This window comes from Mycolicibacterium peregrinum (assembly GCF_001665625.1).
In the GTDB taxonomy this organism is placed as follows: domain Bacteria; phylum Actinomycetota; class Actinomycetes; order Mycobacteriales; family Mycobacteriaceae; genus Mycobacterium; species Mycobacterium peregrinum_B.
The window spans coordinates 17,446-39,295 of record NZ_LZSY01000078.1 but is presented as its reverse complement, the minus strand read 5'-3'; the positions used below and the strand labels follow the sequence as shown (position 1 = coordinate 39,295).

Here is a 21,850-nt window from a genome sequence, read left to right as displayed (position 1 = left end):
AACCGGCCACTCGACGACGAAATCAAGCAGACAAACTGCCTGTTCAGGGGCCAGTTACTCGACAGTATTGCAACCTGTTCTATTATCGCCTCCCATGAAGACCAAAGGCGCCCTGCTGTGGGAACTCAACTCGCCATTCAAGGTCGACGAGATCGACCTCGGCGACCCCGTCGCCGACGAAGTACAGATCCAGATGCATGCCGCGGGCATGTGCCACTCGGACTACCACCTGACCACCGGTGCCACCCCGATGGCGCTGCCGGCGCTCGGCGGCCATGAGGGCGCCGGCGTCGTCACCAAGGTCGGCAAGAACGTCACCGGCATCGAGGAGGGCGACCACGTCATCCTCGCCTTCATCCCGGCCTGTGGTGAATGCCCGCCGTGTCTGAAGGGCTTCCGCTCACTGTGCGACCGCGGTGCCGTCCTGCTCGGCGGCAAGGCCATCGCCGACGGCACCAGCCGCATCACCGCCGGCGGCCGTGAGGTGTCGCCGATGAACCTGCTCGGCACCTTCGCGCCGTACATGACGGTGCACAAGGATTCGGTCGTCAAGATCGACAAGGACATCCCGTTCGAGACCGCCGCCATCATGGGCTGCGCGGTACCGACCGGCTTCGGTTCGGCCACCAACGTCGCCGACGTCAAGCCCGGCGAGACCGTCGTCATCGTCGGTGTCGGCGGCATCGGCATGAGCGCGCTGCAGGGTGCGGTGATCTCGGGCGCCAAGCACGTCATCGCGATCGACCCGAACGAGTGGAAGCGTGAGCAGGCCATCAAGTTCGGCGCCACCCATGTCTACGCGTCGATGGCCGAGGCCATCGCACCGATGATCGAGACCACCTGGGGCCTGATGGCCGACAAGGTCATCATCGCCGTGGGCGAGATGAAGGGTGAGTACATCGAAGAGGCAATGATCCTCACCGCCAAGACCGGCACCTGTGTGGTGACGGGCATGGGTTCGATGATGGACGCCGACGTCAAGCTCAACCTGTTCCTGTTCACCATGTTGCAGAAGACGTTGAAGGGCAACATCTTCGGCGGCGGCAACTCGCACGTCGAGACGCCCCGTCTCACGGCGCTGTACAAGTCGGGCCTGCTCAACATCGACGACATGATCACCCGGACCTACAAGCTCGAGGACATCAACCAGGGCTACCAGGACATGTTGGACGGCAACAACATTCGCGGTGTCATCAAGTTCGACGAGTCGGACTGGTAAACCCCAGAGACACGGAATCCCCCTTTTCAGCGTCGAAAAGGGGGATTCTGCTTTTTGTTCAGCGGGACAACCCGGTCAGCCGCGTCAGGGCGTCGAACCCGTCGTCGGTACCCGGCCAGTGCGCCTGGACCGCCGACAACCCTGCCTGGCGCACGACGCTGCGCAGCACCAAGGTGACGATGATGGCGTCGTCGGCATAGCCGAGCACGGGGATGAAGTCGGGGATCAGATCGATCGGCAGCGCCAGGTACACGACCAACAGCGCCAACCGGACGCGCACACCGCGGGGCAGCGATCTGTCCCTGGCCAGGCGAGGGATCAACCTCAACAGGTCCGGAAGTATGCGCAGCGCCTCGGTGAGCAGATTTCCGCGCGGCCGCACGATGAGCAGCGCGACAACGAGAACGAGCCAGCTCAGCAGCAGGGCGGCGCCGAGGCCGAGCAACGCATCGCCCCACCAAGTGCCGGTCACACGACGATTCTGCCCAGCAGACGCAGAACTGCCCCTTTTCAAGAGAAAAGGGGCAGTTCTGTGTCTGCTCGCGAAAGTTACTTCGGTGGCATCCGGATGCCGCCGTCGACGCGGACGACCTCGGCGTTCATGTACGAGTTGGTCAGCAGCTCGACGACCATCGAGGCCAGCTCGTCGGGCTTGCCGAGGCGGTGCGGGAACAGCACCGACTCGCCGAGCTTGGCCTTGAATGCCTCGGAGGCCTCGCCTTCGCCGTAGATCGGGGTGTCGATGAGGCCGGGGGCCACGGTGTTGACGCGGATGCCGACAGCGGACAGATCGCGGGCCACCGGCAGGGTCAGGCCGACCACGCCGCCCTTGGACGACGAGTAGGCCGCCTGGCCGATCTGGCCGTCGAACGCCGCGACGCTGGTCATGTTGACGATGGCACCGCGCTCGCCGGTTTCGCTGAGCTCGTTCTTGCTCATCTGGGTGGCGGCGATGCGGATGCAGTCGAAGGTGCCGACCAGGTTGATGTCGAGCACCTTCTTGTACAGGCCGAGGTCGTGAGCCGAGGAGAACTCGCCGTCCTTGCCGATGGTGCGCTGGGCCCAGCCGACGCCGGCCGAGTTCACCAGGGCGCGCAGCGGGCCGAGGTCCGCCGCGGTCTTGACCGCATCGATGATCTGGTCGGTGTTGGTGACGTCGACGGTGACGAAGATGCCGCCGATCTCCTTGGCGAGGGCCTCGCCCTTGTCCGCCTGCAGGTCAGCCACGACAACGCGGGCTCCCTTGGCAGCCAACTGGCGGGCAGTCGCCGCGCCGATACCTGATGCGCCACCTGTGACGATGGCGCTTGCTCCGTTGAGTTCCACGCCCAACACACTAGGCCCCGGCCCTCCCCGATCCACCGGTTGGTCAGCTACGGCCCTCGGTAGGCTGGCACCATGCCTGCCACGGTCGACATCCGCCGCGCCGGGGACCGCGGCGCCAGCACAACCGACTGGCTGAATTCACGGCACTCCTTCTCGTTCGCCGACTACTACGACCCGGCCAACACCCACCACGGCCTGTTGCTGGTGAACAACGACGACATCGTCGCGCCGGCGACCGGCTTCGACACCCACCCGCACCGGGACATGGAGATCGTCACCTGGGTGCTGTCGGGCCAGTTGGCGCATGAGGATTCGATGGGCAACTCCGGGGTGATCTATCCGGGTCTGGCCCAGCGGATGTCGGCGGGCACCGGCGTGCAGCATTCGGAGAAGAACGGATCTGCCGATGAGCCGGTGCATTTCGTGCAGATGTGGGTGTTGCCCGATACGGCCGGAGTGACACCGAGCTATCAGCAGCAGGAGATCGAGTTGGCCGCCACGCTGACCCCGATCGCCTCCGGTGCCCGCGATGCGGCCGTCACCCTGCACAACCGCAACGCCACGCTGTACGGCGCGCGGCTGCGGCCCGGCGATTCGGTCGAACTGCCGCAGGCCCGCTACGTCCACCTGTTCGTCGCACGCGGCGCGGTGACGCTGGAGGGGTCCGGTCCACTCGCCGAGGGCGACGCCGCGCGCCTCACCGATTCGGGCGGACGGGTCACAGCTGACACCGAAGCCGAGATCCTGGTCTGGGAGATGAATGCGGGTTTGGGCGGCGCGTAGCGCGATCGCACTGGTCACCGCGGTCACCCTGACCGCGTGTGGGACGAACCCCGGAACCGGATCACCGCCGCCGACCCCCTCGGCGTCGACCTCGAAGCCTCCACCTGCCGGCCTCGCATCGGTACTCGTTCAGGTGCCCGAGCGATTCGCCCAGGCCCCGCTCGACGAACCTCGCCACGCCCAGATACCCGCCGGCTGGACCATCGAGGTGATCGCCCGGGTGCCCAAGGCCAGGATGGCCGCGTTCGCGCCGGACGACGCCTTGCTGGTGTCGGTACCGGCCACCGGTCAGGTGCTGACGGTGCGCCCGGACCAGCGCACACTGCTCGACGGGCTGGAGCAGCCACACGGCCTGTTCTTCGCCGGCCCGACGTTGTATGTGGCCGAGAGCAACCGCATCGACGCCTACGACTACGTCGACGGCCGGGCCGTGAACCGCCGCACCATCGCCGACGATCTGCCCGACGCCAAGAGTCTCGACCTGCACGGTGCCTACGCCCACGCACTCAAGAGCGTCGCCGTGGGACCCGATGGCGCCGTGTACTTTTCAATCGGCTCGACGGGCAACATCTCGGCCGAGGACCGTACCGCCACGCCGCCGCGGGCCACCATCATGCGGGTGCCGCCCGGCGGCGGGTCTGCCACCCCGTTCGCCACCGGGGTCCGCAACGGAACGGGCCTGGCGCCGGCCCCCGACGGCTCACTGTGGACGGCGGTCAACAACCGCGACGACGTCGCCGATCCGCAGGGCCGGGTGCGCCAGGACTATGTCGACGACCATCCGCCGGAGTCGGTGGCCAAGCTGACGCCCGGACGCGAATTGGGTTGGCCGTACTGCAATCCCGACGGCCCGCCACCGGCCGGGTTCATCCGAGACATGCAGACCAACCCCGACGGCAGCAAGCTGGACTGTGCGGCACTTCCACCGGTCGAACAGACTCTCGGTGCCCATTCCGCCCCGCTGGGCATGAGCTTCGCCGAACTTCCCGGATACGGACCCGGTGCACTCCTCGGAGTGCACGGCTCCTGGAACCGGCGGTCACCGCAGGCGCCCGAGGTGTCGTTCTTCGGTTGGCACAACGGCACATTGGGCCCGCAGCAGACCCTGGTCGGCGGCTTCCAGGCCGAGGACGGCTCCCGCTGGGGACGTCCGGTGGCCGCGGTCGCGGGCCCGGACGGCGCCATCTACATCACCGACGACTACGCCGGCGCGGTGTATCGGCTGTCGCCGTGAACTTGCCCGAGCCGTACCATCGCCGATGTGGCCGACCAACAGCTGGGTGATCTCAAGCTGCTGCGCCGGGTCCGGGACCGCATCGACCGCGAGTACGCGCAGCCGCTGAACGTCGAAGCGCTTGCCCGCGGGGTCAACATGTCGGCCGGGCACCTCAGCAGACAGTTCAAGATCGCCTATGGCGAGTCGCCGTATTCCTATCTGATGACGCGTCGCATCGAGCGCGCGATGGCGCTGCTGCGCCGCGGCGACCTGTCGGTCACCGAGGTGTGCTTCGCCGTCGGCTGCTCCTCGCTCGGCACGTTCAGCACCCGGTTCACCGAACTCGTCGGCATCCCGCCGAGTGCGTATCGGCAACAGACCGCCGGAGTGACGAATGGCATGCCGTCCTGCGTCGAGAAGCAGGTCACCAAACCGATCAGGAATCGAGAAGCGCCGGCCACCCGCCTGCACCTAGCGTGAAAACCATGGAACTCACCATTCACTCAAGCATGCTCCCGCTCGACGATCCGGAAGAATCCCTCGCGTTCTATCGCGACGTCCTCGGCTTCGAGGTCCGCCTCGACGTCGGCAAGGACAAGATGCGCTGGATCACGGTCGGTCCGCCCAACCAGCCCGACACATCCGTGGTCCTGTACCCGCCGTTCGCGACCCCCGGACTCACCGACGACGAGCGCCGCACCATCGCCGAGATGATGGCCAAGGGCACCTTCGGGACGCTCCTGCTCGCCACCAAGGATCTCGACAGCACATTCGAAAAAGTGCAGGCCGGCGACGTTGAAGTAGTCCAGGAACCCACCGAGCAGCCATATGGCGTGCGGGACTGCGCCCTTCGCGATCCGGCCGGCAACATGGTCCGTATCCAGGAGTCGCGCTAACCGATGCATCCCGCCGACAGTCACGATCTGATCCGGGTCACCGGTGCCCGCGAGAACAACCTCAAGGACGTGGACATCGAGTTGCCCAAGCGCCGCTTGACGGTGTTCACCGGCGTCTCGGGATCGGGCAAGAGCTCGCTGGTGTTCGACACGATCGCCGCTGAATCCCAGCGGTTGATCAACGAGACCTACAGCGCGTTCGTGCAGGGCTTCATGCCGAACCTGGCCCGGCCCGAGGTCGACGTCCTCGAGGGGTTGACCACCGCGATCATCGTGGACCAGCAGCGGATGAGCGCCGACCCACGCTCGACCGTCGGCACCGCCACCGATACCGGGGCGATGCTGCGCATCCTGTTCAGCCGGCTGGGTAGCCCGCATATCGGCTCGCCACAGGCGTTTTCGTTCAATGTGGCCTCGATCAGCGGGGCGGGAGCGGTGACGCTGGAGAAGGGTGGCCGCACGGTCAAGGAGCGGCGTGACTTCAAGATCGTCGGCGGGATGTGTCCGCGGTGTGAGGGCCGTGGCGCGGTCAACGACATCGACCTGACCGCGCTGTACGACGACACGAAATCGCTGAACGAGGGCGCGCTGAGCATCCCGGGTTTCAGCATGGACGGCTGGTACGGCCGAATCTTCCGGGGATGCGGATTCTTCGATCCGGACAAGCCGATCAACAAGTTCACCAAGAAGGAACTCGACGCGCTACTGCACAAGGAGGCGACCAAGCTCAAGGTCGACGGGGTCAACCTGACCTATCTGGGGCTGATCCCGCAGATCCAGAAGTCGTTCCTGTCCAAGGACGTCGAGGCCATGCAACCGCACATCCGCGCGTTCGTGGAGCGCGCGGTCACGTTCACCACCTGCCCCGAGTGTGCCGGCACCCGACTGTCCGACACTGCGCGGTCGTCGAAGATCAAGGGTGTCAACATCGCCGAGGCGTGCGCGATGCAGATCACCGACCTGGCCGGGTGGCTCGGCGGCGTCAAAGATAAATCGGTGGCCCCGCTACTGGCGGCACTGCAGCACACGCTGGACTCCTTCGTCGAGATCGGGTTGGGCTATCTGTCGCTGGATCGCCCCGCTGGCACGCTGTCCGGTGGAGAAGCTCAGCGCGTCAAGATGATCCGTCATCTCGGTTCCTCCCTGACCGATGTCACCTACGTCTTCGACGAGCCGACCATCGGCCTACACCCCCACGACATCGCCCGGATGAACAATCTGCTGCTGGCCCTGCGGGACAAGGGCAACACCGTGCTGGTGGTCGAGCACAAGCCGGAGACGATCTCGATCGCCGACCATGTCGTCGATCTGGGACCGGGCGCCGGATCGGCCGGAGGCGAGGTGGTCTTCGAGGGCGACGTGGCGGGTCTGCGGGCCAGCGACACCGTGACCGGGCGCCACCTGGGATACCGCGCGGCCCTGAAAAGCAGGGTGCGAGAACCCAATGGAGCGTTGGAGATACGCGGTGCCGATACCCACAACCTGTGCGACGTGGACGTCGACCTCCCGTTGGGTGCACTGGTGGTGATCACCGGTGTCGCGGGCTCGGGAAAGAGTTCGTTGATCGACGGCTCGGTGGCCGGCCGCGAGGGCGTGGTGGTGGTCGATCAGAGCCCGATCCGCGGTTCGCGCCGCAGCAACCCGGCCACCTACACCGGGCTGCTCGACCCGATCCGGAAGGCCTTCGCCAAGGCCAACGGCGTCAAACCGGCGCTGTTCAGCTCGAATTCCGAAGGTGCCTGCCCGACCTGCAACGGCGCGGGGGTCATCTACACCGACCTCGGGGTGATGGCCACCGTCGAGACCACCTGCGAGGAATGCGAGGGCAAGCGGTTCGGCGCCTCGGTGCTGCAGTACACGCTCGGCGGACGCGACATCGCCGAGGTGCTGGCCATGCCGGTCAGCGAGGCTGAGCAGTACTTCTCCGACGGCGAGGCCAAAGTGCCTGCGGCCCAGAAGATCCTGTCCCGGATGGCCGATGTGGGCCTCGGCTATCTCACCCTCGGGCAGCCGCTGACCACCCTGTCCGGTGGCGAGCGGCAACGGCTCAAGCTCGCCGCTCGGCTCGGAGATACCGGAGCCGACAAGGCCGATACGTTGATCCTGGACGAGCCCACCACCGGCCTGCACCTGGCCGACGTCGAACAGCTTCTTGGGCTCCTGGACCGGTTGGTGGATTCGGGAAAGTCGGTGATCGTGATCGAGCATCACCAGGCCGTGATGGCGCATGCCGACTGGATCATCGACCTGGGTCCCGGCGCCGGGCACGACGGCGGCCGCGTCATCTTCGAGGGGGCCCCGGCAGATCTGGTCGCGGACCGTGCCACGCTCACAGGTAAGCACCTCGCTGAATATGTGGGTGCCTGAACCAGCATTGTCAGGGCACCCGAACTTTCCCGTGTCGATCCCCAAACTTATTGTTGAATAAGCACTTTCGTGCGCCACGGTTTGCACCGACCCCGCGGGCGTGCGTATGGTGGACAACAGCGAAGGGGAGTAGCCCCCAATCGGATATTCGACATACTGGCCGCGCAGCAGCGACGCATGAGCGGCCCGGTTATCCGAACCGGTCACGACCGGTGGGCGAGACCTTCGGCCGTAGACCAATGGTCTGCCGGCCGGAGGCATCTGTTCAGCCCCCAACGGCAGCCAACGACCGAGGAGTTTGTCGAGTGCTGGCTGCACTGCTCTTGAGTTTCGCTGTCATCTTCGTCGCCGAACTCGGCGACAAGTCCCAGTTGATGGCCATGACGTTTGCGCTGCGCTACCGCTGGTGGGTGGTGCTCATCGGCATCACAGCGGCCACCACCGCAGTTCACCTGATCTCGGTCGCGGTGGGGCACTACCTCGGTGCGGCGCTGCCGACGCACCTGCTCGGCATCCTCGCCGGTGTCGCGTTCGTGTTCTTCGGGCTGTGGACCCTGCGCGGCGACAAGCTGTCCGACGATGAGGCGACCAAGGCCCAGCGCTCGACGGCCCCGGCGTTCTTCACGGTCACCTCGGCCTTCCTACTGGCCGAACTCGGCGACAAGACGATGCTCGCAACCATCACGTTGGCCGCCGACAACGACTGGGTCGGCGTGTGGATAGGTTCGACCATCGGCATGGTGGCGGCCGACGCGCTGGCCATCGTGGTCGGGGCGATTGCGGGCAAGCACCTGCCCGAACGGGTGATCCAGTTGGGCGCGGCCGCCTTGTTCGTCATCTTCGGTGTCGCGATGCTGCTGGAGGGCGCGTTCCCGGCCGCCCCGGCACTGCTGACCACCGCGGGCGCCATTGCGGTGACGGGGCTGGGCGCGGCAGGCCTGCGTATGCTCCCCGCACATTTGCGGCCGGCGGTACTACGTAAGACCGAGACGGCCGATCCAGCTAACACCGATCAATCAGGTGCGATCGCCCCTTGATCCAACCGTGACCAGGCTGTTACGCATGTTGACAGAGTTTCCTGTGTGGTTATTGTGTAGTTCGTGCCAGGCCTGGCAAAACTCTTCCAACGTGCGGTCGCCACTGCGGCCGCCGTTGCCGTCTGCGCGGCGCTGGCCACCACCGGCTCGCCCGTCGCACGCGCCGAGGACGCCCGGACGCTGCTACTCGGAGCGATCGCCAACACCAAGGGCGCCTACCTCGTCTACAACTTCGGCGGCCAGTTCGCCGCGCCCTTCCTGTCTGCCGACGGCCGCGCCTACACGCTGAACAACGGCGGCCACCTGATGACGATGAAGAACGCCTCCGGACGGCTCAACCCGCGCCTGCTCGTCGACAGCCATCAGGGCTATCAGTCCCGCTGCGAGCGCACCCCCGGCGCCCGGACGAGCGAAGGACTCTGGCAGGCGTCGGAAACCTACGCGCCCCTCGCCGCCTGGCAGGTCCTGGGCCAGCCGACCATCGCGGTGAACGCCAACTTCTTCGACGTACGCGGGCAGAAGGGCGGCTCGTGGCGCGACACCAAGTGCTCGTCCCCGCTGGGCGCCTACGTCGACAACACCCGCGGGCAGGGCCGGGCCAACGCCGCGGTCACGGGAACGCTGGCCTACGCGGGCAAGCAGGGCCTGTCCGGCGGTGACGAGCGTTGGGCCGCACTGGCCACCATGATCCTTCCCATGGGCGGCACCCCGTACGTGGTGATGCCCAGGAGTAATGACGACTACGACTCGGCCACCCCGGTGATCCAGCGGCTGCTGGACCAGAACGCCCGGTTCGTCGCGGTCGCCGGCATCGGGCTGCTCGCTCCCGGCGACACCGGCCAGCTCAACGACAACGGCCCGAGTGCGGCGCGCACCGCCATCGGCTACAACCGGGCCACCGATCAGCTCTACGTCTTCCAGGGCGGCAGCTACACCCCGGACAACATCCAGGACCTGTTCCGCGGCCTCGGCGCCGACAACGCGCTGCTGCTCGACGGCGGCGGTTCGTCGGCGATCGTTTTGCGCCGCGACACCGGAGGCATGTGGAGTGGCGCCGGATCACCCCGCGGCAACTGCGATACCCGTCAGGTGCTGTGCGATTCGCGCGAGCGGGCCCTGCCCAGCTGGCTGGCCTTCAACTGAGGCGTCAGTTGACCAGGACTTCGGCGAGAACCGCATTCGGCATGCGCAAGGGCCGCAGGTACTTGTGCAGTCCCGGATGGCACAGCTGCAGGAGGCGCTCCTGGGGCTCGCCGCCGTCCATGCGTTGATCGCCAAGGTATTTCAGCGTCGTGCCGGACGGAAGGTCACCCTCGACCAACGAGGCCGCCGTGCCCGATATCAATGTCTGCCCACCATGGGCGATGTCGCGCAGCCGCTCGGTACCGGCGGCAGTGCTGTGCACACCGATGCACAGCTCAAAAGGATCCAACGGCGTCAGTTGCAGATACAGCGCACAGGACACCGCGTCGGTCGCGCGGTCGAAGGCAGCCGTGAAGCTGTCGCAGGCCGGTCGCTTCGCCGACAACGCGCCGCCGTGGAGCGCGACAACGTGGGTCATCGTCGCTCGAAAGTACGGGAGCGCGGCGGCCATACCCCTTGGGTCGGTTTGCCACAGGTGTGCGGACCCCTCGGTGCGGGCCATCAGCCACGTCGTCGCAGTCGCCGGCATTTCGGTCACGCGCGCGCCACTCCCGCCTGTTGTCCGCCAGTGATCCCCGCACCTGACGGCGCGCAGAACGCCAGGGTAACCAGTTTTCGCAGGCTGTGCCTCAGGCGTCAACGCCGTTGCCGCAGAACCTCGTTGCCAACCCGAGGCCGCAGCGCTGTTGCCCACGTCGGACGCGCGTAAGCAGTCTCGAGACCTATTTGCTGGACAGGGTGAGCGTCAGTTCTCCAGCCAGAGGTCGACACCCTCGGTGGTGAAGATCGACAGCACGGTGCTCCAAGTGTCCTCGCCGAGCGCGTCTTTGATGTTGCGATAGTCGGTCATGACGAACCGGAACTTACGATCCTCCGGCGTACCGAAACCACCGCGCAGGCAGTCGGCCAGCGCGTCCAGGTTAGAGCCGAAGTAGCCGCCGTCGCCGTTGACCGCGCGGCCGATCTCGGTGAAGAAGTCCGCTCTGGAACTCACCTTGGTCCCGTCGATCCGATACGTCTTCACATGCCTCCGATCAGGCAGAACGATTCGTAGTGGTCGCCGGTGTAGTAGTACTCGGGCGGGTCGTTCTGCGGTGATCCCCCGGTGACGATGCGCCGCTTGCCACGGTGCTTGTTGCCGGGCGTCGGCACCGTGTACTCGTGGTAGTAGCCGCGCTCGTGTTTGGGCAATCGGCCCTCGTAGTTTCCGAAAACGACGCCGTCGTTGCGCGGGTAGGGAAACGGCCCGCCGGACTGGATCAGCTCGACGGTCTTGTCCGCTTCCGGCGGGAGGCCGCTCAGAGCGCAGCTGCCGTCGGCCGCCGCAGACTTCGCCGGTGATGCCGATCCCGATGTCGACGCCGGTGGTGGCGCCGGAGATGACGTGGTTTCGGTCGGAGCGCAACACCCCGAAAGCAGGCCGCACAGCACTGCCAGCGCCGCAATGCGTGATCGTCCCATCGGCACGAGGCTAGCAACAGGCGTACAACAGGCCCGGCAAATGCAGGGTCAACGCGGGTTGCCGTGCGACGATCGTTACTCGAGTGAACAGAGTGATTACCCCAGCGAGGCCGACTGCCCGCCGCGGCAGCGCCGCGAGCGGGCGAAAACCCCTGTCGAACAAACAATTTCGTCCCGACATCGAAGGTCTACGAGCAGTCGCGGTGCTCGCCGTGGTGCTGTTTCATGCGGAGGTCCCCGGTTTCGGTGGCGGGTTCGTCGGCGTCGACGTCTTCTTCGTCGTGTCGGGATTCCTGATCACCGGGCTGCTGTGGCGCGAGGCGTCAGACACCGGGACGGTCCGCATGGCCCAGTTCTATGCCGGCCGGGCCAGGCGACTGCTCCCGGCCGCTGCACTCGTTCTCGTGGCGACATCGATGGCGGCAACTCTCCTGCTACCGCCACTGCGGGCCCGCTCGGTGCTGGCCGATGCGATCGCCAGCGCCTTGTACGCCGGGAACTACCGCTTCGCGGCGCAGGGCACCGACTATCTGGCGGCCGAGACGGCGGCATCGCCGCTACAGCACTACTGGTCACTCGGTGTGGAGGAACAGTTCTATCTGCTGTGGCCCGCCCTGATCCTCGGCACAGCGTGGCTGCTGGCCCGCAACGGCCAGGGCACCCGTTCAGCAGTCCCGTATGCGTGCGTCCTGGCCGTGGTGGCCGGTGCGTCGCTCGCGGTGTCACTGTCGTGGACCCAGACCATGCCGCCTTGGGCGTTCTTCTCCCTGCCGACGCGCGCCTGGGAGTTGGCCGCCGGCGGCCTGATCGCGTTGACCGCGGCGCACTGGCGCACCCTTCCGCCGGTGTGTGCGGCGTTGGTCGGCTGGGGTGGCCTGGCGCTGATCCTGGCCACCTGCACTCAACTCGGCACGGCCACGCCCTATCCGGGTACGGCGGCAATGCTGCCGGTGATGGGGACCGCACTGGTGATCGGGGCCGGTTGTGCGATACCCGACCTTGGCGTGGGACGGCTGCTGTCGAAACCGGCGATGCGCGGTATCGGCCGGTTGTCGTACTCGTGGTACCTCTGGCACTGGCCGGTCCTGCTGTTGGCGCCCGCATTGTTCGGCCACGGTCTGGGGCTGGCGGGCCGGCTGGCGATGGTGGTGATATCGCTGGGACTGGCGGTCCTGACGTTGCATCTGGTCGAGAACCCGGCCCGGTTCGCCGCGGCGTTGCGTGCGTCCTCGTGGCGCAGTTTGGCCGTCGGCGCGACGGCGACGGGCATGGCTGTCTGCGCGGGTCTGGTGCTGTTGGCGGTACGTCCGGTGCCGACGGGGTCCGGACCGGCGGCGGTTCCGGTCGCCCTGATCGGACCGCCCCCGGCTGCCGCTCCGACGCGGCCTCTGACGCCCGAACAACAGATGCAGGCAGCCGTCGCCACCTCGGCCGGCCTGCGCGCGGTGCCGTCGAATCTGTCACCGCCACTGGACAACATCACCAAACCCGAGGCGTTCGTCAACGGTTGCGTCCTGTCGTGGCAGGACGTCTCCGTGCCGGACTGCGCGTCCGGCCTGACCACATCGGCCACCAAGGTCGCGCTGATCGGCGATTCCCACGCGGGGATGTGGCAACCGGCGCTGGAAACCGCCGCACAACAGCAGCATTGGCGGCTGGAGACCTACGCAAAGGTCACCTGCCCGCCCATGAAGCTCCCGATCCTCAGCCCCTACCTCGACCGCGAGTTCACCGAATGCAAGCAGTGGCGGGCCGATGTGCTGACCAGGATCGCCAACGAACGCCCGGCGCTGATCGTGCTGGACATGGTGCGTCGCTACGGGGCCGACTTCGGGTTCGTCAGCTACGACCCGACCTGGCTGGACGGATTGACGCGACTCGTGTCGCAGTTGCGCGGCACCGGCGCGCGGGTCCTGGTGCTCGGCCCGGTGCCCGACCCGCACACGACGGTGCCGACCTGCCTGTCGGCACACATGGACGACGCGTCGGCCTGCGCCCCCGACCGCTCGATCGCGATGAACGACAGCGGTATTGCCGCGGAGGCTGCAGCGGTGCGGGCCGGCGGCGGCCAGTACGCGCGGCTGGACCAGTACTTCTGCACCGACCAACGCTGCCCGGTGATCGTCGGCAACACCTTGGTGTTCCGCGACGACAACCACATCACTGCCGAGTACGCCCAGTTGTTGTCGCCGGTGATCGCACGTCTGACCGAAAGTGCCCTGGCGCCCAACTAGTTTCTACAACCTGGCCACCCGATCAGTGAAGGCACCGTGATAGCTCATCGGCAGGTGGAAGGGCAGCCAGGCCTCGGCGATCGGTCCGGTGTCGATGTGCGGCGCGTCGAACACCATCAGCCGGCTACGGTGCTGGGCCTCGTCATACCCCACGGTCAGCACCCATCCGTCGCCTTCTGCGGTGCTGCCCGGGCGCGGCACGAAGATCGGCTCGACGAGTTTGTGGCCCGGCGGGCAGTAGGTCTGCACACTGCCGTCGGCGTGGTTGAAACGGCCGATCCCCTCCCCGCTGCCCTCCCCCTCGCTGGGCACGGTCACATAGGTCACCGAGTGCGGTTGGGTTGAGCGACGCTGATCGATCTGCGGGAATTCGCAACCCAATTGGGCAAGTGGTTCGGCCAGCACCTGGTCGTCGGGCGTGATGCGGAAACGGGTCAGGCGCACGGTTTCCGGTAGGTCTTCGGCTGCAACATCTCGGTACAACCGCGCCATGTCACTGCGGCTGTCCGCACCCCAGGCCTGCATCCCGCCGAAGGTCTCCGGGGCGAAGCGGGGCAGCTCCACCACCACGTCGGCGCCCTCCTCGTAGGCGTTGGCGTAATGCCACATGTAGAACGGGTCGGTCTCGATCGTCCGGACCTTCCCGCCGTCACGCGGGGCCAGGACGAAGTAGGACGGCTCGTTCTGCTTGAACCGCATGGCGTCCCAATAGGTTTGCCGCCCCAACGCGGCCCAGGGGTTGATCCGCAAGGGAGACAGCATGAAGATGGCGTAGCGCGGGGTCAGTGCCATGTCGTGAATGAGTCCCATGCCGGGTAGCGGTACCGCACGGAGGTACCTGGTGACGCCGTTGCGGTCGGTCTCATACAGTCGTAGCCGCATACGCGGGATCGCTTCGCCTGCGAGTTCCCGCAGCCGCCTGATCTTCTCGTCCCGGCTCGGCGCACTACGGACGTGCCGCAGATCGAGGCGAGGAAAGTAGGGTTCGAACCCGAAGTTGACCCTGGAGTCCGTCGTCGCGTCGTAGGTGTAGTGCGCCGAATACGCACCGATGGGACCCTTCAGCACGCCGTCGAGACTGCACATCCCGATCGTGTTGAGCGTGTCGAGATCCATTCCGTGCGGCCGACCACCCTCCCACAGGGCGAGCAGTTGGTCTGCCCCGATCATCACGTTGGTGTTGGCGGTGTTGGCGGGTAGCCGAAACGCGTTGGCCCGCAATCCCCCTGGACGTTGGTATGCGAAGCCGCGCTTCACCATTCGGCCGGAGGCAGTGGTGGCGAGGTAGTGCTCGGTGCGGACGAACCGGTTCTTGAACCGGACGCCGTTGGCGTCGATCGCGAACGCGACCACCATCCCGTCGACGTCGAACAGGCTGTCCACCCTTGACGTACCGATGTTCCAGCGACCCGACCCGTTGCGGTAGAGCGTTCCGGTCAACCCCGGCGGGAGCGTGCCGGTGATCTCGGTAAGGGTCAGGTCATGTTCGCCAGAGACGTCCTCCCAGTACCGCGAGGGACCGTCGACCTGAGGCGAGGTGGGCGCAGCCATAAAAGACACTATGTCTTTTATGGCTGTCCGCTGTCAATAGCCGAAACGTCGAAGGGGCTGAACGGCAGTGCCGAGCCGCCGTCCCAGCACAGCTTCGTCAGATGCTCGACGAGTTCGGCGCGAGGCATCGACGAATCGCGGATCCACCACTGGGCACTGACCATCGCCGAGCCGACGATGGCCCGGGCCCACGGCGCGGCCGCCGCGGTGTCGACACCACCGGCGGCCATGGACACCGTCAGCATGGCTTCGACGGCGGTGGCGAGTTCGTCGAATATCCCCGGCATCTCGTGTCCCCCGGCGGCATGCACGCTCAACGCCCGGTACAGGTTCGGGTCGTCCTGCATCCAGCCACAGAGGACGTCGAAGAACAACGACATGCGTTGACGCAGGTCGGTCGACCGGGCGGCGCGGCGGGTGATCTCCGTCAGCAACCGATGAGCCTGACGCTCTCCGAGCGCAGACAGGATGGCTGCCCGATTCGGGAAGACCGCATAAACGGCCGAGCGTACGAAGCCGGCTTCTTTGGCCACCTCGGCGATTCCCACATCGGGTCCGTGGGCACGGATCGCGCGTTCGGCGGCGTCGAGCAGATCCCTGCGCCGCTGCTCGACGTCGACACCAGGTCCCGCGGGCCTGCCGCGCCCACGCTTCGCCGAAGTCACAGGCCAACCGTGGTTATCGGCACGACCGCCTCGAGGTTCTCCGCGCAACGCAACAGCATCGTTGCGAGTTCTTTCTGATCCTTGCCGGACAAACCGTTGAGCATGCCCTGCTCGACGTGGATGACCGCAGAGTGGGCGTGGCCCAGTCGACGCTTCCCCGCCGCAGTCAGCTGCAACGCGCGGGCACGACCCCGCTGGGGACCGGGCGATTCCTCGACCAGGCCTTCGGTGCGCAGGCCCGTCAAAACGTCCTGCAGCGACTGGCGCGTGACGAAACACAACCGGGCCAGCTCCGCGGCCGAGGCTTGCGGATGGTCGGCCAGCGCACGAAGGGCCGTGTACTGCGCCATCGACAACCCGGTGGAGCGCAGTGCCGCATCGCAATTGCGACGCAGGCTCTGCTGGACCCGCTTGACGAGGTAGCCGGCCCCACTTTCCACGTTCGGAGGCATGACAGGAACCTTACATCAGTGCTACCGTCGAATATGTAAGGAACCTGACATAGGAGGAATCGTGACGACCATCCAGCAGCACAGCCCCCACGCCACCCTCATCAACGTGTTCACGGTCGAGCCACAGCGAGCAGCCGAACTCGCCGCGTTACTGGGCCAGGCGACCGAGGACGTGATGCGCCACGTCCCCGGATTCATCTCCGCCAACATCCATCTGAGTACAGACGGCACTCGCGTCATCAACTACGCGCAGTGGCGCAGTGCCGAGGACTTCCAAGCCATGCTCGCCGACCCCACTGCGCGGGAACACATGAGCCGGTGCGCCGACCTCGCCACCAGCTTCGAACCGCACCTGTACACCGTGGAATCGGTGCACGAGGCGGGCTAGGCGTCAGGCGGCGTCTTTCTTGGTGTCCTTCTTCTCGGCTTTCTTCTCGGGCTTCTTGGCACCCTTCACGTCGTTGACCGCCTTCTCCGCGCCCTTCTGAACACCCTCGGCAGCCGACTGGATCTGCTTGCGGCCATCTTCGGCGAGCTTGTTCACGCGCTCCTGGGCGTCCTTGACTGCCTTGGCGGTGCGCTCACGCGCCCTCTCGGCCGAAGCCTTCGTACGCTCACCGGCCTCCGCGACCGATTTCGCGACCTCTCGGCGGGCCCCGTCAGCTGCGCTGCTGAGCTTCTTGACGCTGTCGCCCTCAACAGATTTCAGCTTGACGGTGTCCGTGCCGACCTTGGTCTGAGTGACGGCTTGCGGCTCGAAACTCGTCGTCTTCGTAAGGCTCTGTGTCCCAACATTGTCCCCAGCGTTACCGAGCGCCTCCGGAGTGAGGCTGTTCAGCGAGTCGGTCAGTGCCGAGAGATCCAGCCCGGACAGGTTCGACGAGCCACCGACGCCGAGCAGGCCCAGCAGGGTCTTGATGGGATTGGAGACCGGGGTCTGGCTCACCAGGCCGTCGCTGATCGCTTTCTCGATGCCGGTGACGAGGTTGTTGATCAGATGCCCGGGCACCTGTTCCCAATCGACGTCCGCCGGAAGGGTGCCGAAAGCGGTTGGGACGTCGGCTTCGTCGAGCGAGCGCTCATAGATGCCCGTCGTCGGGTTGTAGGACACATCGGTGTAGCCGAGGTTGACCAGGCTGGTGAGGACAGGGCTCAGCGCCGTGCCGATCGGATTGTTGAGGTTCGCCCCGGTCAGCAGGTTGATGACGTCATACGCCAGATACGTCGGCTCCAGCAGCGGCAGGCTGTTGGCCGGGATCGTGATGTAGATGTTGAGCTTGGGGCCCAGCTGAGGGTTGTCCCCGGGATCCTGCAGATAGTCGGTGACGTCGGCGCCGAGCTGCGAAACAACTTGGTCGATCAACACCGTGCTGAGGGTGTCGAGCGACTGGTTCCGCAAGATGTAGGTCGGGAACAGGCCTGCCGCAACATTGTTCGCCATCGTGAACGGGTTGGGCCAGGCGGCGAAGTCCGAGAGCGGCAGGTACTCGGCGGTGGCGTCGATCTTGATCGGAATGAGATTCGCGCCGCCCGGAGTGAGCCCGAACAACGGGATGTCACCGACCACGGGGATGCCCGAGACGATGCTGGTCCCGCTGCTCTGCACCTGGGTATCAGGTGTCACGGTGTCGATCCCGAGCAGTCCGAAAAGCGGATACGCCCGCGCCAGAATGCCGCCGTTGGCCCGGCCGGGGTTGTCGATCAGGATCATCGGCAGGATGGTGAAACTGCCGAGCAGGGGGTTGGTTCCGGTGTAGTTGGCACCACCGGGCTGGTTCGGCAGATCATCGACCACCTGTTGGTAGGCCGCGCCCGCCGCGAACGCACCGAAGCCCCAGCCGGCCACGACCGGGATGCGCACATCGGCGGCATTCGTACTCAGCGGTGGCAGCGTGATGCCGAGCAACGCGAGCGCAGCTTTGAGGCTGTCGAACTTGAGGCCACTCGTCGGCAGACCGAGCGCCTTGAAGATCGAGTCGAGGCTGACATCGAGGTATGGGGTGTTGTTGATCTCGTCGGCCACCGAGTTCGGGAACGACGGCACCCACCCGAGATCCACCCCGAGCAGACGGATGAGCGTGAAAAGGCCGCCGGTGGTGATCACGTTGACCCCGGCCGAGGACAACGGATCGCTGAGGTCGATTCCCAAAAGGTCTTCCACGTCGACCGGCAGTGCGCCCAGTGCCCCACCCAAGACGCCGTTGAGCGCATCCTTGGTGGGGGTGGTCGGATCGATCCCCGCGGCCTGTAGGAGGGCCAGCAGATTGAAGTTGTCGACGAATGCAGTTTCCACCTGCGCGCCGACGGTCTGGAACTGGTTGTACACCTGAGTTCCGAAGCCACCCGTGAGGTCCGGGATCTGGTCGGGCGGCGGGAAGATCTGCACCCCGGATTGCAGCCGAAGGTCGCGCTGGACCGCAGCGGCCTGGGCGGGTGGCGGTGCAACGCCCACCGTAAGCGCGGTTACCGTTGCGGTTGCCGCCCCGAGGGTCGCCACCCTCGTGACGCGCCGCCGCTGCCTACGGTGCTTAACTGCCATCTGACCAGTCCTTTCGGCCACCTTCTCAGGTTTATCTCAGGCAACTTAACACTAATGTGACCTTTGTCACTGAATTGCTGGAGAAATTTCACTGTTCTTCGTCGCAATGTGTCGCAAACTTGTCGCAATCGACCCGATCGGTCTTGCGCTGGGCAGAGATATATTGACGCCAACGACAGGCAACCCTTGCATCCGCGGTGAATCACCCTCGCCAACGTTGCTGGACACCGATGGATGTGCGCCTTGCCGTGCCAAACACCTGTCGATATGTCAACTGGTTCCGATCGGCGCCGAACCCGCCTCGACCTGCGCCGGTCGACGCGGACAAGCGGCGCTCAGCGGTTCGAACTACTCGATCCGAAGTTTGCCGGCGAGGATTCGCCGAGCGGCCGCATCGGCCTGGCCCGCATAGCCGCCGCCGAACAGCACGACGTGGGCCAGCAGCGGATAGAGCTGATGCAGATCGATCCGGTCACGCCACCCGTTGCGCAACGGCCGGACAGACCGATACGCCGCCAGCACGTCATCCAGGAACGGGAAACCGAACAGCGCCAACATCGCCAGATCCGTCTCGCGATGCCCACCGTGTGCGGCGGGATCGATGAGCACCGCACCGTCGGCGGTCCACATCACGTTGCCGCTCCAGAGGTCGCCGTGCAGCCGGGCCGGCCCGTCATCGTCATCGAACGTGCCGGCGCGGCAGATGTCCGCGACCGCCGCGATGGCGTCCTGCGCCCCTGCGTTGAGCCGGCCTGCCGCCAAGTGCGCCATCGGAAGCAGGCGCTCATCGGCGTAGAAAGTGCCCCAAGAATCGTGGCGGACCAACGACATCGGCAACGGCTGCGACATCGGTCCGAAGAACCCGACTCCCCCGGAACCGTCCGGCCCGGCCCCGTAGGCCTGTGCACCCGCATCGTGGGTATGGGCCAGTTGCTCGCCGAAGGCTCGAGCAGCCTGCGCCGTCGGGGGCACCGGGTGCAGGCGCTGCAGCGTCAACGATGTTGCGTCGTAGCCGATTACCGGGACGCTCGGGACACCACCTGCCACCGCCAACCAGTTCAGTCCGGCGGCCTCTGCGGCGAAGAATCCCGCCGGCGCCGACACATTGCGTTTGACGAAGACGTCGGCCCGATCCGCGGCATTGGGCATACCGGGCAGGTTACCGGCGTGAACTGGCAGAATTTTCACCCGTGTCGTGGGGGAGATCGTTGATGCGTGTCATTTCGGCCGTGAGCCTGGGATTGGCGTTCGCCCTGCTGATATCCGCGTTGGGCCTCGCCCTTACGAGTTGGCTCACAGGTGAGCCGTCCCCGGCTCTCGGCGCATGGGAGGAGTTCCTGCCGCCTGAAGCAGCATCGCTGGGTGCCCAGACGCCCCGAACCATCGCGGTCGCCCTGTGTTGGCTGGTCGGGCTGCTGCTGGCATCCGCCGCCATTGCCTGGTTCGTGGGCCGAGCCCACCCGGGTTCATGGGCTTTGCCTGCCATAGCGGGCGTAATGGTGCTGTTGTTCATGGTGTTCTTCGCCGACCGGCTCGGCCAGTTCGTCGGCTGGATGATGTTCTATCCACGCACCACCCAGTTGCCCATCACGCTGTCCGCCTGGCGCATTGCACTGGCCGGCGTGGTCGCACTGATCGTCGGCAGCTTCGCCCTCCCCCGGCTCTCGGATCGCGGTTGGCGCGTCCCTGCCATTGCCGGCATTCTGGTGGGGCTCATGGTGTCTGCGTCGGCGACCAACCTGGCGATCCGCGTCGGCGACGACCACCGATACGTCGACGCATCGGCCTCCGCACCGTCCTCGGCCGATCTCCCTTTCCCGGCGACCCTTGGCACACAACGCTTCACCCTCAAAGTGTCCGACTGGACAAACTGGGACCGGATCGAGCACAACGGGTGGTACGTCGAACCCATTGCCGGCGGCTTCGTCACCTACGGCAACGGACGCGTCACCGCCTACGGTCCTGATTCCACTGAGCGCTGGCATTATTCGCGTCGCGGGCCCGGGGAATCAGTCGTGACCTCGCTGCGCGTGTTCGACGCGGGACAGACCGTGGTCCTCGGAATCGGCTCGTACCCTTCGGTATTGGTCGGTCTCGACGCGCCCACTGGCCGCCAGATGTGGTGGTCCTCAGACCGGACTCTGGTCGACACCTACCGCCATGCCAGTGATCACCGCCGCCCACCGGGTCAGGCGTACCTGGTGGATGAGGATCCCGATGCCTTGACCTGGACACGGTTCGACGCACGAACGGGGACCGCGTTGTGGACCGCACCTATCCCTGCCACGGGCTGCCGGTTCAGGAGCGACAGTGACGCACGCCTACTCCAAGTCGTCGACCGGTGCCCCGGCGGCCAGGGCATGGATGTCCAGTTCGCCGTTGCCGATCCGAAGGATGGCACAACTGCCTGGCACGCGACGGTGCTACGCGGACTTCCTTACCCACAGCAGGATTTCAAAACCCACCGCGTGAAGCTGTACACCATGGAAGCAGGTGACGGGGCAACCATCATCACCATCGCCCCCAAAGGCGGGCCCGATCGCTCCGTCTTCGTCAACGCCCGACTGCAGACTTTTTCCCACCTCGACGATCCTGCCTATCCGATCCTCACCACCGACGGCTCCGACCAGTTCCTGACCCATGACAACGACCGGGCCACCCTGCGCAACCCGAACGGACATGAACAGTGCTCGTTCAACGCCCGTCCCGCGAATGCCACCGGGCGCATGTCCCCGGACGGCATGGCGGTGATCCTGGACAGGGAGGTGGTGTTCGGCACCGACGACGCACTCGTGAGCTTCGACCGAGACACGTGCGCGCAGACCGGGAGTATCCCGATCTCGTCGCGCCCGGCCGCACTCATGGCGGCACCCGGTGTCACCCTCGTCGTCCGCACCGATGACACCGGCACCTGGGTGGACGGCTATGCCTGATCGACGACGTTTCCTCGACAATCGGCGC

Annotated in this window: 21 protein-coding genes; 11 read left to right on the top strand and 10 right to left on the bottom strand. The window is 66.1% G+C overall.

Going from position 1 to position 21,850, the window contains the following annotated elements; genetic code table 11:
• The first annotated feature begins 94 nt into the window (after positions 1-94).
• Positions 95-1,219, top strand: coding sequence for an NDMA-dependent alcohol dehydrogenase (locus A5779_RS09905; protein ID WP_064881318.1), 1,125 nt, complete (start codon positions 95-97; stop codon positions 1,217-1,219).
• A gap of 58 nt (positions 1,220-1,277) precedes the next feature.
• Here A5779_RS09905 and A5779_RS09900 read toward each other — a convergent pair whose 3' ends face one another.
• Both A5779_RS09900 and A5779_RS09895 read right to left on the bottom strand, forming a co-directional pair.
• Complete coding sequence (locus tag A5779_RS09900; protein WP_064881316.1) at positions 1,278-1,691, bottom strand: YkvA family protein; 414 nt, start codon at positions 1,689-1,691, stop codon at positions 1,278-1,280.
• Positions 1,692-1,768: 77 nt separating this feature from the next.
• Positions 1,769-2,545 carry an SDR family NAD(P)-dependent oxidoreductase gene (locus A5779_RS09895; RefSeq protein ID WP_055119465.1) on the bottom strand — a complete coding sequence of 259 codons (777 nt, stop codon included), beginning with the start codon at positions 2,543-2,545 and terminating at the stop codon, positions 1,769-1,771.
• Between the two features lie 72 nt (positions 2,546-2,617).
• Between A5779_RS09895 and A5779_RS09890 the strand changes: the two genes are divergently transcribed.
• The 7 genes from A5779_RS09890 (at position 2,618) to A5779_RS09860 (ending at position 9,987) form a co-directional block, all read left to right on the top strand.
• Positions 2,618-3,328 (top strand): pirin family protein, encoded by a 711-nt coding sequence (locus tag A5779_RS09890; protein WP_064881314.1) that lies wholly within the window; start codon positions 2,618-2,620, stop codon positions 3,326-3,328.
• Positions 3,306-4,562 carry a PQQ-dependent sugar dehydrogenase gene (locus A5779_RS09885; RefSeq protein ID WP_064881312.1) on the top strand — a complete coding sequence of 419 codons (1,257 nt, stop codon included), beginning with the start codon at positions 3,306-3,308 and terminating at the stop codon, positions 4,560-4,562. Before A5779_RS09890 ends, A5779_RS09885 begins: the two co-directional genes overlap by 23 nt.
• A gap of 27 nt (positions 4,563-4,589) precedes the next feature.
• A complete protein-coding gene (locus A5779_RS09880; RefSeq protein ID WP_064881309.1) occupies positions 4,590-5,024 on the top strand; it encodes a helix-turn-helix transcriptional regulator in 435 nt (144 codons plus the stop codon).
• Between the two features lie 5 nt (positions 5,025-5,029).
• Complete coding sequence (locus A5779_RS33505; protein ID WP_064881344.1) at positions 5,030-5,440, top strand: VOC family protein; 411 nt, start codon at positions 5,030-5,032, stop codon at positions 5,438-5,440.
• A gap of 3 nt (positions 5,441-5,443) precedes the next feature.
• The gene (locus A5779_RS09870) at positions 5,444-7,807 is read left to right on the top strand and encodes an ATP-binding cassette domain-containing protein (RefSeq protein ID WP_064881307.1); all 2,364 of its coding nucleotides are present in this window, start codon (positions 5,444-5,446) and stop codon (positions 7,805-7,807) included.
• A gap of 305 nt (positions 7,808-8,112) precedes the next feature.
• Positions 8,113-8,844 (top strand): TMEM165/GDT1 family protein, encoded by a 732-nt coding sequence (locus tag A5779_RS09865; protein WP_064881305.1) that lies wholly within the window; start codon positions 8,113-8,115, stop codon positions 8,842-8,844.
• 63 nt (positions 8,845-8,907) lie between these two features.
• Positions 8,908-9,987, top strand: a complete 1,080-nt coding sequence (locus A5779_RS09860; protein WP_064881303.1) for a phosphodiester glycosidase family protein — start codon at positions 8,908-8,910, stop codon at positions 9,985-9,987.
• Between the two features lie 4 nt (positions 9,988-9,991).
• Here the strand turns inward: A5779_RS09860 and A5779_RS09855 are convergent, their stop codons facing one another.
• The 3 genes from A5779_RS09855 to A5779_RS34450 all read right to left on the bottom strand — a co-directional run bounded on the left by A5779_RS09855 (position 9,992) and on the right by A5779_RS34450 (position 11,448).
• Positions 9,992-10,516, bottom strand: a complete 525-nt coding sequence (locus A5779_RS09855; protein WP_413784904.1) for a LuxR family transcriptional regulator — start codon at positions 10,514-10,516, stop codon at positions 9,992-9,994.
• Positions 10,517-10,732: 216 nt separating this feature from the next.
• Entirely contained in the window at positions 10,733-11,011 is a 279-nt protein-coding gene (locus A5779_RS09850) for a barstar family protein (RefSeq protein WP_064881299.1), read from the bottom strand.
• The gene (locus A5779_RS34450) at positions 11,008-11,448 is read right to left on the bottom strand and encodes a guanyl-specific ribonuclease (protein ID WP_236734714.1); all 441 of its coding nucleotides are present in this window, start codon (positions 11,446-11,448) and stop codon (positions 11,008-11,010) included. Before A5779_RS34450 ends, A5779_RS09850 begins: the two co-directional genes overlap by 4 nt.
• Positions 11,449-11,531: 83 nt before the next feature.
• On the opposite strand from A5779_RS34450, the gene A5779_RS09840 reads away from it, so the two are divergent.
• Positions 11,532-13,682, top strand: coding sequence for an acyltransferase family protein (locus A5779_RS09840; RefSeq protein ID WP_413784903.1), 2,151 nt, complete (start codon positions 11,532-11,534; stop codon positions 13,680-13,682).
• Positions 13,683-13,685: 3 nt separating this feature from the next.
• On the opposite strand, the gene A5779_RS09835 is transcribed toward A5779_RS09840, so the two are convergent.
• Genes A5779_RS09835 through A5779_RS09825 form a run of 3 tightly spaced genes read right to left on the bottom strand, consistent with a single transcriptional unit; the run spans position 13,686 to position 16,350 of the window.
• Positions 13,686-15,233 carry a carotenoid oxygenase family protein gene (locus A5779_RS09835; protein ID WP_064881294.1) on the bottom strand — a complete coding sequence of 516 codons (1,548 nt, stop codon included), beginning with the start codon at positions 15,231-15,233 and terminating at the stop codon, positions 13,686-13,688.
• A gap of 17 nt (positions 15,234-15,250) precedes the next feature.
• Positions 15,251-15,898, bottom strand: a complete 648-nt coding sequence (locus A5779_RS09830; RefSeq protein WP_064881292.1) for a TetR/AcrR family transcriptional regulator — start codon at positions 15,896-15,898, stop codon at positions 15,251-15,253.
• Entirely contained in the window at positions 15,895-16,350 is a 456-nt protein-coding gene (locus A5779_RS09825; RefSeq protein ID WP_064881290.1) for a MarR family winged helix-turn-helix transcriptional regulator, read from the bottom strand. The genes A5779_RS09830 and A5779_RS09825 overlap by 4 nt, the downstream gene beginning before the upstream one ends.
• A gap of 61 nt (positions 16,351-16,411) precedes the next feature.
• On the opposite strand from A5779_RS09825, the gene A5779_RS09820 reads away from it, so the two are divergent.
• Positions 16,412-16,738 (top strand): antibiotic biosynthesis monooxygenase family protein, encoded by a 327-nt coding sequence (locus A5779_RS09820; RefSeq protein ID WP_064881288.1) that lies wholly within the window; start codon positions 16,412-16,414, stop codon positions 16,736-16,738.
• Positions 16,739-16,741: 3 nt separating this feature from the next.
• Here the strand turns inward: A5779_RS09820 and A5779_RS09815 are convergent, their stop codons facing one another.
• Positions 16,742-18,889 carry a hypothetical protein gene (locus tag A5779_RS09815; protein WP_064881285.1) on the bottom strand — a complete coding sequence of 716 codons (2,148 nt, stop codon included), beginning with the start codon at positions 18,887-18,889 and terminating at the stop codon, positions 16,742-16,744.
• 348 nt (positions 18,890-19,237) lie between these two features.
• Positions 19,238-20,038, bottom strand: a complete 801-nt coding sequence (locus A5779_RS09810; protein WP_064881283.1) for a fructosamine kinase family protein — start codon at positions 20,036-20,038, stop codon at positions 19,238-19,240.
• Positions 20,039-20,100: 62 nt separating this feature from the next.
• On the opposite strand from A5779_RS09810, the gene A5779_RS09805 reads away from it, so the two are divergent.
• Positions 20,101-21,822 (top strand): BamB-related PQQ repeat family beta-propellar protein, encoded by a 1,722-nt coding sequence (locus A5779_RS09805; protein WP_064881282.1) that lies wholly within the window; start codon positions 20,101-20,103, stop codon positions 21,820-21,822.
• Positions 21,823-21,850 lie beyond the last annotated feature (28 nt).